General features: G+C 66.1%; 9 protein-coding genes. All 9 read left to right on the top strand.

Annotation, left to right across the window (positions count from 1 at the left end; genetic code table 11):
- The first annotated feature begins 70 nt into the window (after positions 1-70).
- The gene (rplA, locus tag M8I34_RS10600; protein WP_030074759.1) at positions 71-787 is read left to right on the top strand and encodes a 50S ribosomal protein L1; all 717 of its coding nucleotides are present in this window, start codon (positions 71-73) and stop codon (positions 785-787) included.
- Between the two features lie 149 nt (positions 788-936).
- On the top strand, positions 937-1,779 hold the full coding sequence (locus M8I34_RS10595; RefSeq protein ID WP_250049182.1) for a hypothetical protein: 843 nt from the start codon (positions 937-939) through the stop codon (positions 1,777-1,779).
- Positions 1,780-2,095: 316 nt separating this feature from the next.
- Positions 2,096-2,647, top strand: a complete 552-nt coding sequence (gene rplJ, locus M8I34_RS10590) for a 50S ribosomal protein L10 (protein WP_030986126.1) — start codon at positions 2,096-2,098, stop codon at positions 2,645-2,647.
- Between the two features lie 84 nt (positions 2,648-2,731).
- A complete protein-coding gene (gene rplL / locus M8I34_RS10585) occupies positions 2,732-3,115 on the top strand; it encodes a 50S ribosomal protein L7/L12 (protein WP_030986128.1) in 384 nt (127 codons plus the stop codon).
- 619 nt (positions 3,116-3,734) lie between these two features.
- On the top strand, positions 3,735-7,220 hold the full coding sequence (rpoB, locus tag M8I34_RS10580) for a DNA-directed RNA polymerase subunit beta (RefSeq protein WP_030074767.1): 3,486 nt from the start codon (positions 3,735-3,737) through the stop codon (positions 7,218-7,220).
- 96 nt (positions 7,221-7,316) lie between these two features.
- On the top strand, positions 7,317-11,216 hold the full coding sequence (locus M8I34_RS10575; RefSeq protein WP_030074769.1) for a DNA-directed RNA polymerase subunit beta': 3,900 nt from the start codon (positions 7,317-7,319) through the stop codon (positions 11,214-11,216).
- Between the two features lie 233 nt (positions 11,217-11,449).
- Positions 11,450-11,935 (top strand): DUF1707 and DUF4190 domain-containing protein, encoded by a 486-nt coding sequence (locus M8I34_RS10570; protein WP_250049282.1) that lies wholly within the window; start codon positions 11,450-11,452, stop codon positions 11,933-11,935.
- A 379-nt stretch (positions 11,936-12,314) separates the two neighbouring features.
- Positions 12,315-12,686 carry a 30S ribosomal protein S12 gene (gene rpsL, locus M8I34_RS10565; protein ID WP_003948652.1) on the top strand — a complete coding sequence of 124 codons (372 nt, stop codon included), beginning with the start codon at positions 12,315-12,317 and terminating at the stop codon, positions 12,684-12,686.
- A gap of 2 nt (positions 12,687-12,688) precedes the next feature.
- On the top strand, positions 12,689-13,159 hold the full coding sequence (gene rpsG / locus M8I34_RS10560; protein WP_085925683.1) for a 30S ribosomal protein S7: 471 nt from the start codon (positions 12,689-12,691) through the stop codon (positions 13,157-13,159).
- Positions 13,160-13,191: the final 32 nt, after the last annotated feature.

Genomic DNA, 13,191 nt, shown 5'->3' with positions numbered 1-13,191 from the left:
CTGGCACCACCGTGGCAGGACCAGGCGCTGGTCCGCACCACGACTCCACCCCACTGCATCAGGAGCAGAAGTGAAGCGCAGCAAGACTCTTCGCACCGCGGACGCGAAGATCGACCGGGAGCGTGTGTACGCCCCCCTCGAGGCCGTCCGTCTCGCCAAGGACACCACCTCCGTGAAGTTCGACGCGACCGTCGAGGTTGCCATGCGTCTGGGCGTCGACCCGCGCAAGGCCGACCAGATGGTCCGTGGCACCGTGAACCTCCCGCACGGCACCGGTAAGACCGCCCGGGTCCTGGTCTTCGCGACCGGTGACCGTGCTGCGGCCGCGGAAGCCGCCGGCGCCGACATCGTCGGCTCGGACGAACTGATCGACGAGGTCTCCAAGGGCCGTCTGGACTTCGACGCCGTCGTCGCCACCCCGGACCTCATGGGCAAGGTCGGCCGCCTCGGCCGCGTGCTCGGTCCGCGTGGTCTGATGCCGAACCCGAAGACCGGCACCGTCACCCCGGATGTCGCCAAGGCTGTCACCGACATCAAGGGCGGCAAGATCGAGTTCCGCGTGGACAAGCACGCGAACCTCCACTTCATCATCGGCAAGGTCTCCTTCGACGAGACCAAGCTGGTGGAGAACTACGCCGCGGCGCTCGAGGAGATCAACCGCCTCAAGCCGTCCGCCGCCAAGGGCCGCTACATCAAGAAGGCCACCATCACCACCACGATGGGCCCCGGCATCCCGCTGGACGCCAACCGCACCCGCAACCTCCTCGTCGAGGACGAGGCCGTCTGATCTCCCTGATCGACGCCTCGTAGCGCGTGATTCACGCGTCAGGCCCCGTTTCTCCCTGTGGAGAGACGGGGCCTGACGCATGTGCGGTCAGTGGCCTGCACTACAGTCGCCCCCGAGGTCCATAAAGAAGATTTAAGGGGGAGCCTCAAGTGCGTAGCACGCGTATAGCCGCCGCCGTGGCGGGTGCCGTGATTCTGGTGGGCGGCCTGAGCGCCTGTAACGACGGCGGCAAGTCGTCCGGTGGCGGGAGCAGCAGCGGCGGGAGCAGCGACGCGGCGGGCGGGAGCGCGGCGGACGCGCTCAAGGCGGCCCAGTCGGCGACCGAGGGCAAGAAGTCCGCGAAGATCGACGGCACCACGACCACGACCACCCCCAACGGCCAGGTGAAGCAGGCCAGCAAGGGCGGGCTGGACTGGTCGCAGGGCATGCGGATGAACGTGGAGAACACGATGTCCGGCGGGGGGAGCCCCGGTAAGCCGATCAAGGCGATCTACACCCAGGACGCCGTGTACATGAACATGGGCGCGTCCATGCCGGGTGCGGGCGGCAAGCCCTGGATGAAGTACACGTACGCCACCCTGTCGAAGCAGCTGGGCGGCTCCGGCACCCTGTTCAAGGACGTGCTCCAGAACGCCAACCCGAGCCAGCCGATCGAGCTGCTGCTCGCCTCGGGCACGGCCAAGGCCGTCGGCAAGGAGGACGTCAACGGCGTCCAGGCGACGCACTACAGCGGCACCGTCACGATGGACCAGCTGAGCGGCAAGCTCAGCAAGGACCTCCGCGACATGCTCCGCAAGCAGCTCGAGAAGGGCGGCGCGAAGAGCGAGCAGCTCGACGTCTGGATCGACTCCAACAACCTGCTGGTCAAGAAGGTGGAGAAGATCGGCGGCAAGCAGCCCAGCGACTCCACCGCGCTCTTCACGGACTACGGCACCAAGGTCGACGTGGCCCCGCCGCCGGCGAGCCAGACGGCGAGCGCGCCCGGCGCCTGACCGGCACCGTTGAGCCTGTGACGGCGTGAGCGGGGGCGCTCCGATGCCCCCGCTCACGCCGATTTGCGTCAGCGCATCCCGCTCCCGTATCTTTTCCCGGAAGCCAAAGACCGCTGGTTGTCTCTGCACGTCCGGTCCCGGACGTGTGGTGGCCGAAGGATCCGCTAGCTGCGGACGGCCTGCGCAGGTGTGTATGGATGAACTCCCGGACGGAATTCCGTTCCGGTCGAGTACGCCCCGTGCGCCTGCGCCGGGGCGTTTGTTTTGCCCAGCCCCTTCTGCGCGGTCCTCATCACCCGGAAGGAGGCCGAGGCTCATGGCGACGTCTGACAAGAACGCAGCCGTTGCGGAGATCACTGAGAAGCTCCGTGACTCCAACGCAGCTGTTGTGACTTCTTACACCGGACTGACTGTGGCGCAGCTCAAGGAGCTGCGTCGTTCTCTCGGCGAGAACGCTCAGTACCGTGTGGTGAAGAACACGCTGACCAAGATCGCGGCCAAGGAGGCCGGGATTCAGCTGGACGAGCACCTCAAGGGCTCGACCGCTGTTGCCTTCGTGACCGGTGACCCGGTCACGGCGGCGAAGGGTCTTCGTGACTTCGCCAAGGAGAACCCCGCTCTCGTCATCAAGGGCGGTGTCCTTGAAGGCAAGGCGCTGTCCGCCGACGAGATCAAGAAGCTTGCGGACCTCGAGTCCCGTGAGGTTCTGCTCGCCAAGCTGGCGGGTGGCATGAAGGCGTCCACGGCCAAGGCCGCGGCGACCTTCCAGGCCCCGCTCACGAAGTTCGCCCGCACCGCGGACGCGCTTCGCAGCAAGGTCGAGCAGGGCGGTGCCGGTACGCCGGCTCCCGCCGAGGCTGCCGAGTAACCACTCGGACGCCCAGCGGGCCCGTAGTACGCCCGCCAGACATGTACATCCGGCACCAGCCGAATTAGTGGAAGGACCGCCACCATGGCGAAGCTCAGCCAGGAAGACCTGCTCGCGCAGTTCGAGGGCATGACCCTCATCGAGCTCTCCGAGTTCGTGAAGGCGTTCGAGGACAAGTTCGACGTCGAGGCTGCTGCCCCGGTCGCCGTTGCCGCCGCCGGCGTTCCCGGCGCCCCGGCCGCCGAGGTCGAGGAGCAGGACGAGTTCGACGTCATCCTCACCGGTGCGGGCGACAAGAAGATCCAGGTCATCAAGGTCGTGCGTGAGCTGACCTCCCTGGGCCTGAAGGAGGCCAAGGACCTCGTCGACGGCACCCCGAAGCCCGTCCTCGAGAAGGTCGCCAAGGACGCCGCGGAGAAGGCTGCCGAGTCCCTCAAGGGCGCCGGCGCCTCCGTCGAGGTCAAGTAACCCACTGAGTCTCTGACTCACGTCCACGGCGCCTGAGGCGCTTCGGACACCAGCCAAGGGCGATCACCCATGCGGGTGGTCGCCCTTCGGCGTGCTCGTCACAGCTGCATTGTCTCGCGCCTGCGTGCGAGTATGGTGATCTTCGTTGCCCGGACGTGCCCCCATGTGACGATCTCCCAGAGGTGGGGGGCCTTGACGAACCGGACGCGGCGCGCAATTCTCGGGACGCGACGCAGAAGCGATCCAGGGTTCGAGGCATGGATCGCGGACGAAGAGGGAAGCATCGGTGTGCGCCACTGGCGCAGGGCTTTCGGCAGGCGCAGGGCATTGAGACGAACAACGAGGGCTTCCTCCGGTGCGGAGGACATGACCTCCCGGAGGGAGAAGATCGGTATCACGGTGCTGAACCGGTCTCCGGAAACTCGCTCTGGACATCAGTGTGCCAAGTGGCTACACTGACCCTTTGCGCTGCCTGTTAGCTGCTCCCTGCCCGTCACCAGGGGCATACCCGAGCCCGAGCAAAGCTGAATGATCTGCCCTGACCTGGGCTTTCCCTCAGTCTGCTCGATTCGGGACCGGTACGCGCGTAGTGAGTCCGAGCCCTCGGAAGGACCCCCTCTTGGCCGCCTCGCGCAACGCCTCGACTGCCAATACGAACAACGGCGACAGCACCGCCCCGCTGCGCATCTCTTTTGCGAAGATCAAGGAGCCCCTCGGGGTTCCGAACCTCCTTGCGCTGCAGACCGAAAGCTTCGACTGGCTGCTCGGCAATGCCGCATGGAAGGGTCGCGTCGAGGCTGCGCTGGAGAGTGGGCAGGAAGTCCCCACCAAGTCCGGTCTTGAAGAGATCTTCGAAGAGATCTCCCCGATCGAAGACTTCTCCGGGTCGATGTCGCTGACGTTCCGCGACCACCGCTTCGAGCCCCCGAAGAACTCCATCGACGAGTGCAAGGAGCGCGACTTCACGTACGCCGCTCCGCTCTTCGTCACCGCCGAGTTCACCAACAACGAGACCGGCGAGATCAAGTCCCAGACGGTCTTCATGGGCGACTTCCCGCTCATGACGAACAAGGGCACCTTCTGCATCAACGGCACCGAGCGTGTCGTCGTTTCGCAGCTGGTCCGCTCGCCGGGCGTGTACTTCGACAGCTCCATCGACAAGACGTCCGACAAGGACATCTTCTCCGCCAAGATCATCCCGTCCCGGGGTGCCTGGCTGGAGATGGAGATCGACAAGCGCGACATGGTCGGTGTGCGCATCGACCGTAAGCGCAAGCAGTCCGTGACCGTTCTGCTCAAGGCTCTCGGTTGGACGACCGAGCAGATCCTCGAGGAGTTCGGCGAGTACGAGTCCATGCGCGCCACCCTGGAGAAGGACCACACCCAGGGCCAGGACGACGCGCTGCTCGACATCTACCGCAAGCTGCGTCCGGGCGAGCCGCCGACCCGTGAGGCCGCGCAGACGCTGCTCGAGAACCTCTACTTCAACCCCAAGCGCTACGACCTCGCCAAGGTCGGCCGCTACAAGGTCAACAAGAAGCTCGGCGGCGACGAGCCGCTCGACGCGGGTGTGCTGACCACCGATGACGTCATCGCGACGATCAAGTACCTGGTCAAGCTGCACGCCGGCGAGACCGAGACGATGGGTGAGTCCGGCCGTTCGATCGTCGTCGAGACCGACGACATCGACCACTTCGGCAACCGTCGTCTGCGCAACGTCGGCGAGCTCATCCAGAACCAGGTCCGCACGGGTCTGGCTCGTATGGAGCGCGTCGTGCGTGAGCGTATGACCACCCAGGACGTCGAGGCGATCACGCCGCAGACCCTGATCAACATCCGGCCGGTCGTCGCCTCCATCAAGGAGTTCTTCGGCACCAGCCAGCTGTCGCAGTTCATGGACCAGACCAACCCGCTGTCGGGTCTGACCCACAAGCGTCGTCTCTCGGCGCTCGGCCCGGGTGGTCTCTCCCGTGAGCGGGCCGGCCTGGACGTCCGTGACGTGCACCCCTCGCACTACGGCCGCATGTGCCCGATCGAGACCCCCGAAGGTCCCAACATCGGTCTCATCGGCTCGCTGGCCTCCTACGGCCGGGTCAACGTCTTCGGCTTCATCGAGACGCCCTACCGCAAGGTCGTCGACGGCCAGGTCACCGAGGAGGTGGACTACCTCACGGCTGATGAGGAGGACCGCTTCCTGATCGCCCAGGCCAACGCGAAGCTCTCCGAGGACATGCGGTTCTCCGAGCAGCGTGTCCTGGTCCGCCGTCGTGGCGGCGAGGTCGACCTCGTCCCCGCCGACGAGGTGGACTTCATGGACGTCTCGCCGCGCCAGATGGTGTCGGCCGCGACCGCCATGATTCCGTTCCTCGAGCACGACGACGCCAACCGTGCGCTCATGGGATCGAACATGATGCGCCAGGCCGTTCCGCTGATCAAGGCGGAGTCCCCGCTGGTCGGCACCGGCATGGAGTACCGCTGTGCGGTCGACGCCGGTGACGTCATCAAGGCGGAGAAGGACGGTGTGGTCCAGGAGGTCTCCGCGGACTACATCACCGTCGCCAACGACGACGGCACGTACACCACGTACCGCGTCGCCAAGTTCACCCGCTCCAACCAGGGCACCTCCTTCAACCAGAAGGTCGTCGTGGACGAGGGCGCGCGGGTCATCGAGGGCCAGGTCCTCGCCGACGGTCCGTCCACGGACGAAGGCGAGATGGCGCTCGGCAAGAACCTGCTCGTGGCGTTCATGCCGTGGGAGGGCCACAACTACGAGGACGCGATCATCCTGTCGCAGCGCCTCGTGCAGGACGACGTCCTCTCCTCGATCCACATCGAGGAGCACGAGGTCGACGCCCGTGACACCAAGCTGGGCCCCGAGGAGATCACCCGGGACATCCCGAACGTCTCCGAGGAGGTCCTCTCCGACCTCGACGAGCGCGGCATCATCCGTATCGGTGCCGAGGTCGTCGCCGGCGACATCCTCGTCGGCAAGGTCACGCCCAAGGGTGAGACCGAGCTGACCCCCGAGGAGCGCCTGCTCCGCGCGATCTTCGGTGAGAAGGCGCGCGAGGTGCGCGACACCTCGCTGAAGGTGCCGCACGGTGAGATCGGCAAGGTCATCGGCGTCCGCGTCTTCGACCGCGAAGAGGGCGACGAGCTTCCCCCGGGCGTGAACCAGCTGGTCCGCGTCTATGTCGCCCAGAAGCGCAAGATCACCGACGGTGACAAGCTCGCCGGCCGTCACGGCAACAAGGGCGTCATCTCGAAGATCCTGCCGGTCGAGGACATGCCGTTCCTTGAGGACGGCACCCCGGTCGACATCATCCTCAACCCGCTGGGTGTCCCGTCCCGAATGAACCCGGGACAGGTCCTGGAGATCCACCTCGGCTGGCTCGCCAGCCAGGGCTGGAAGGTCGAGGGTGTCGAGGAGGAGTGGAAGAAGCGTCTCCACTCGATCTCCGCCGACGAGGTCGCCCCCGGCTCCAACGTCGCCACCCCGGTGTTCGACGGTGCGCGCGAGGACGAGATCTCCGGTCTCTTCGAGTCGACGATCCCCAACCGCGACGGCGAGCGGATGGTCAAGGGCTCCGGCAAGGCGCGGCTGTTCGACGGCCGCTCCGGTGAGCCGTTCCCGGACCCGATCTCGATCGGGTACATGTACATCCTCAAGCTGCACCACCTGGTCGACGACAAGCTGCACGCCCGGTCGACCGGTCCGTACTCGATGATCACCCAGCAGCCGCTGGGTGGTAAGGCTCAGTTCGGTGGCCAGCGCTTCGGTGAGATGGAGGTGTGGGCGCTGGAGGCTTACGGCGCCGCATACGCCCTCCAGGAGCTGCTGACGATCAAGTCCGACGACGTGACCGGCCGCGTGAAGGTCTACGAGGCCATCGTCAAGGGCGAGAACATCCCCGAGCCCGGCATTCCCGAGTCCTTCAAGGTGCTCATCAAGGAAATGCAGTCCCTGTGCCTCAACGTGGAGGTGCTGTCCTCGGACGGCATGTCCATCGAGATGCGCGACACCGACGAGGACGTCTTCCGCGCAGCGGAGGAGCTCGGCATCGACCTGTCCCGGCGCGAGCCGAGCAGCGTCGAAGAGGTCTGACGGGAGTCTGACGGAGCCCAGCCCGCTGGGCTCCGTCGGCCCCAAGACCCCCGTTTCAGACCACAGACTTACAACCCTGAGAGGGATTGACGCATAGTGCTCGACGTCAACTTCTTCGATGAGCTCCGGATCGGTCTGGCTACCGCTGACGACATCCGTCAGTGGAGCCACGGCGAGGTCAAGAAGCCCGAGACCATCAACTACCGCACCCTCAAGCCCGAAAAGGACGGACTCTTCTGCGAGAAGATCTTCGGTCCTACCCGGGACTGGGAGTGCTACTGCGGTAAGTACAAGCGCGTCCGCTTCAAGGGCATCATCTGCGAGCGCTGCGGCGTCGAGGTCACTCGCGCCAAGGTGCGTCGTGAGCGGATGGGCCACATCGAGCTCGCCGCTCCCGTCACGCACATCTGGTACTTCAAGGGTGTGCCGAGCCGGCTGGGCTACCTGCTGGACCTCGCGCCCAAGGACCTCGAGAAGGTCATCTACTTCGCCGCCTACATGATCACGTGGGTGGACGAGGAGCGTCGTACGCGTGACCTGCCCTCGCTGGAGGCGCATGTCTCCGTCGAGCGTCAGCAGATCGAGCAGCGTCGTGACTCCGACCTGGAGGCCCGCGCCAAGAAGCTCGAGACCGACCTGGCCGAGCTCGAGGCCGAGGGTGCCAAGGCCGACGTGCGCCGCAAGGTGCGCGAGGGCGCCGAGCGTGAGATGAAGCAGCTGCGCGACCGTGCGCAGCGCGAGATCGACCGTCTCGACGAGGTCTGGAACCGCTTCAAGAACCTCAAGGTCCAGGACCTGGAGGGCGACGAGCTGCTCTACCGCGAGCTGCGTGACCGCTTCGGCACGTACTTCGACGGCTCCATGGGTGCTGCTGCCCTTCAGAAGCGCCTGGAGACCTTCGACCTCGACGAAGAGGCCGAGCGCCTCCGCGAGATCATCCGTACCGGCAAGGGCCAGAAGAAGACCCGTGCGCTCAAGCGCCTCAAGGTCGTCTCCGCCTTCCTCCAGACCCGCAACAGCCCCAAGGGCATGGTGCTGGACTGCATCCCGGTGATCCCGCCGGACCTGCGTCCGATGGTGCAGCTGGACGGTGGCCGCTTCGCGACCTCCGACCTGAACGACCTGTACCGCCGTGTCATCAACCGCAACAACCGCCTGAAGCGGCTTCTCGACCTCGGCGCGCCCGAGATCATCGTGAACAACGAGAAGCGCATGCTCCAGGAGGCCGTGGACGCCCTCTTCGACAACGGTCGTCGCGGTCGCCCGGTCACCGGTCCCGGTAACCGCCCGCTGAAGTCCCTCAGCGACATGCTGAAGGGCAAGCAGGGCCGGTTCCGTCAGAACCTGCTCGGTAAGCGAGTCGACTACTCGGCGCGTTCCGTCATCGTCGTCGGCCCGCAGCTCAAGCTGCACCAGTGCGGTCTGCCCAAGGCCATGGCGCTGGAGCTCTTCAAGCCGTTCGTGATGAAGCGCCTGGTGGACCTGAACCACGCGCAGAACATCAAGAGCGCGAAGCGCATGGTCGAGCGCGGCCGCACGGTCGTCTACGACGTGCTCGAAGAGGTCATCGCCGAGCACCCGGTGCTGCTGAACCGTGCGCCCACCCTGCACCGTCTGGGCATCCAGGCCTTCGAGCCGCAGCTGGTCGAGGGCAAGGCCATTCAGATTCACCCGCTCGTCTGCACCGCGTTCAACGCGGACTTCGACGGTGACCAGATGGCCGTCCACCTCCCGCTGTCCGCGGAGGCCCAGGCCGAGGCCCGCATCCTGATGCTGTCCTCGAACAACATCCTCAAGCCGGCCGACGGCCGTCCGGTCACCATGCCGACCCAGGACATGGTGCTCGGCCTCTTCTTCCTCACCACGGATGAAGAGGAGCGCAAGGTCATCGGCGAGGGCCGGGCCTTCGGCTCGACCGCCGAGGCGATCATGGCGTTCGACGCCAAGGAGCTCTCGCTCCAGGCGAAGGTCGACATCCGCTTCCCGATCGGCACCGTCCCGCCCCGTGGCTGGACCCCGCCGGTTCCGGAAGAGGGCGAGCCCGAGTGGCAGCAGGGTGACAGCTTCCGGCTGCGGACGACCCTGGGCCGTGCGCTCTTCAACGAGCTGCTGCCCGAGGACTACCCGTTCGTCGACTACTCGGTGGGCAAGAAGCAGCTCTCCGCGATCGTCAACGACCTGGCCGAGCGCTACCCGAAGGTCATCGTGGCGGCGACGCTCGACAACCTGAAGGCGGCCGGCTTCCACTGGGCGACCCGTTCCGGCGTCACCGTCGCCGTCTCGGACATCGTCGTGCCGGAGGCCAAGAAGGCCATCGTCGCGGGCTACGAGGCCCAGGACGAGAAGGTCCAGAAGCAGTACGAGCGCGGTCTGATCACCAAGGACGAGCGCACGCAGGAACTCATCAACATCTGGACCAAGGCGACCAACGAGGTCTCCGAGGCGATGAATGAGAACTTCCCCAAGACGAACCCCATCTTCATGATGGTTGACTCGGGTGCCCGAGGAAACATGATGCAGATGCGGCAGATCGCCGGTATGCGTGGTCTGGTGTCGAACGCGAAGAACGAGACCATCCCGCGTCCGATCAAGGCGTCGTTCCGCGAGGGTCTGTCCGTGCTGGAGTACTTCATCTCCACCCACGGTGCCCGTAAGGGTCTGGCGGACACCGCCCTTCGTACCGCCGACTCCGGTTACCTCACCCGTCGTCTGGTCGACGTCTCCCAGGACGTCATCATTCGCGAGGAGGACTGCGGCACGGAGCGTGGCCTCAAGCTGCGGATCGCCTCGAAGGACGCCGCGGGTGTGCTGCGCAAGGCGGACGACGTCGAGTCCAGCGTCTACGCACGCATGCTGGCCGAGGACGTCGTCGTCGACGGCAAGGTCGTCGCCCCGGCGAACGTCGACCTCGGTGACGTGCTCATCGACGCCCTGGTCAACGCGGGCGTCGAGGAGGTCAAGACCCGCTCGGTCCTGACCTGTGAGTCCGCGGTCGGCACCTGTGCCTTCTGCTACGGCCGCTCGCTGGCCACCGGCAAGCTGGTCGACATCGGTGAGGCGGTCGGCATCATCGCCGCCCAGTCCATCGGTGAGCCCGGCACCCAGCTGACGATGCGTACCTTCCACACCGGTGGTGTGGCCGGTGACGACATCACCCTGGGTCTGCCGCGTGTCGTCGAGCTCTTCGAGGCCCGTACGCCCAAGGGTGTCGCCCCGATCTCGGAGGCGGCCGGCCGCGTCCGTATCGAGGAGACCGAGAAGACCAAGAAGGTCATCGTCACCCCGGACGACGGCAGCGACGAGATGCCCTACGGCGTCTCCAAGCGTGCCCGTCTCCTGGTGGGCGAGGGCGACCACGTCACGGTCGGCCAGCCGCTGACCGTGGGTGCCGTCAACCCGCACGACGTGCTGCGGATCCTCGGCCAGCGTGCCGTCCAGGTCCACCTGGTCGGCGAGGTCCAGAAGGTCTACAACAGCCAGGGCGTGGCGATCCACGACAAGCACATCGAGATCATCATCCGGCAGATGCTGCGCCGTGTGACGATCATCGAGTCCGGCGACGCGGAGCTGCTGCCGGGCGAGCTGGTGGAGCGCACGAAGTTCGAGGGCGAGAACCGTCGCGTCGTGGCGGAAGGCGGCCACCCGGCCTCCGGCCGTCCGCAGCTGATGGGTATCACCAAGGCTTCGCTGGCCACCGAGTCCTGGCTGTCGGCGGCGTCCTTCCAGGAGACGACCAGGGTCCTGACCGACGCGGCGATCAACGCCAAGTCGGACTCCCTGATCGGCCTCAAGGAGAACGTCATCATCGGTAAGCTCATCCCGGCCGGTACGGGCCTGTCCCGCTACCGCAACATCCGGGTCGAGCCCACCGAAGAGGCCAAGGCCGCGATGTACTCGGCCGTCGGTTACGACGACATCGACTACTCGCCCTTCGGCACCGGCTCCGGCCAGGCGGTCCCGCTGGAGGACTACGACTACGGTCCGTACAACCAGTAATCCTGGTCCGTACGACAGCAACAGGGCGGCCATCCCTCGCGGGGTGGCCGCCCTGCGGCGTTGTGGACCGGCGCTCTCGCGGGTTGGCGGCCGCGCGCGGGAACTTGTCCTCCCATTGCTGCGTCTGTGATGAGAAGATGGGGAGAACTGTCGAGCGGGGGGAGGTTCGCGAAGTGGCATTCCAGCCGTGGCAGGGTGGGCAGCCCGCTCAGCCGTCGAATCAGGTGCCTGCCATGCGTGCCTCGCACGCCGATCGTGAGCGAGCGGTCGATGTGCTCAAGGCGGGATTTGCCGAGGGGCGGCTGCTTCAGCCGGAGTACGAGCAGCGGATCACGCGGGCCTACAAGGCGCAGACGCATGCCGAATTGCAGATGCTGGTAGCGGATCTTCCGCAGGGGCCGGTGCCGCAGGCGCAGTTCGTGCCGCAGCGTCCGGTGCCGGCGGCCTTCATGCCGATGCCGATGCAGATGCCCATGCCGGTGCACACCAACAGCTCGGCGACGGGCGCGCTGGTCTGCGGGATCATGACGCCGGTGACGTGGGGGCTGACGGCGATCCCGGCCGTGATTCTGGGGCACAAGGCGCGCGCCGAGATCCGCCGTACCGGAGAGCGCGGGGACGGGCAGGCCCTTACGGGGCTGGTCCTCGGCTGGCTGGGCATCGGTGGCTGGGCGCTGTTCATCCTGGTGACGGTCCTGGTGGCCGTGGCCAATATCTAGGAGTCGTACGGCGGCGGGCGCGGCGCGTCAGCGGGGCGTGGCGCCTTCTTCCGTCCGGCCGGGGATCGCACTACCGTGGCCGCAACGCCGTGAGGAGTCCGGCGTGTCCTTCGCGTGTGCATTTGTTTTGACCGCAGCCCATGCGGTAGGTACGCTCTGACCTTGTGCCTGGGGTGTCCCTGGGCTGCCGTGCCCGCAATCTCCACAGCCTTCGGCCAGGAGAGCCACAGCACGGAAGCCGGGTTTTGACACCGCAATCTGCCGCCTCACTCGTTCCAGCGAGGGACCGGACTGCAGTATTCGACACACCCGACCGCGTGGGTCGGGGAATGTTCCAGGTTAGCTTTACCGAGACTGGCACACAGAAACCGGAGAAACGGTGCCTACGATCCAGCAGCTGGTCCGAAAGGGCCGGCAGGACAAGGTCGAGAAGAACAAGACGCCCGCGCTCGAGGGGTCCCCCCAGCGCCGCGGCGTCTGCACGCGTGTTTTCACGACCACCCCGAAGAAGCCGAACTCGGCCCTGCGTAAGGTCGCGCGTGTGCGTCTGACCAGCGGGATCGAGGTCACCGCTTACATTCCGGGTGAGGGCCACAACCTCCAGGAGCACTCGATCGTGCTCGTGCGTGGCGGCCGTGTGAAGGACCTGCCGGGTGTTCGGTACAAGATCATCCGCGGCTCCCTCGACACGCAGGGCGTCAAGAACCGTAAGCAGGCTCGCAGCCGCTACGGCGCCAAGAAGGAGAAGTAAGAATGCCTCGTAAGGGCCCCGCCCCGAAGCGCCCGGTCATCATCGACCCGGTCTACGGCTCTCCTCTGGTGACCTCCCTCATCAACAAGGTTCTGCTGAACGGTAAGCGCTCCACCGCTGAGCGCATCGTTTACGGCGCCATGGAGGGTCTGCGCGAGAAGACCGGCAACGACCCGGTCATCACGCTCAAGCGCGCGCTCGAGAACATCAAGCCGACCCTCGAGGTCAAGTCCCGCCGTGTCGGTGGCGCGACCTACCAGGTCCCGGTCGAGGTCAAGCCCGGCCGCGCCGGCACCCTCTCGCTGCGCTGGCTCGTGGGCTACTCCCGCGCCCGCCGCGAGAAGACCATGACCGAGCGCCTCATGAACGAACTGCTCGACGCCTCCAACGGCCTCGGCGCTTCGGTCAAGAAGCGTGAGGACACGCACAAGATGGCCGAGTCCAACAAGGCCTTCGCGCACTACCGCTGGTAGTCGCAACCCACATCGAGACCGAGAGAAGATTG

The organism is Streptomyces sp. MCA2, from assembly GCF_023544705.1.
GTDB classification, from domain to species: domain Bacteria; phylum Actinomycetota; class Actinomycetes; order Streptomycetales; family Streptomycetaceae; genus Streptomyces; species Streptomyces decoyicus.
Note: the sequence above shows the minus strand (reverse complement) of the source record. Positions and strands in the feature narration are given on the sequence as shown.

Bases quoted from the DNA above. Each gene is read 5' to 3' on its own strand.
- rplJ (WP_030986126.1), top strand. From the start codon at position 2,096: ATGGCGACGTCTGACAAGAACGCAGCCGTTGCGGAGATCACTGAGAAG.
- rplL (WP_030986128.1), top strand. From the start codon at position 2,732: ATGGCGAAGCTCAGCCAGGAAGACCTGCTCGCGCAGTTCGAGGGCATG.
- M8I34_RS10570 (WP_250049282.1), top strand. From the start codon at position 11,450: ATGCGTGCCTCGCACGCCGATCGTGAGCGAGCGGTCGATGTGCTCAAG.
- rpsG (WP_085925683.1), top strand. From the start codon at position 12,689: ATGCCTCGTAAGGGCCCCGCCCCGAAGCGCCCGGTCATCATCGACCCG.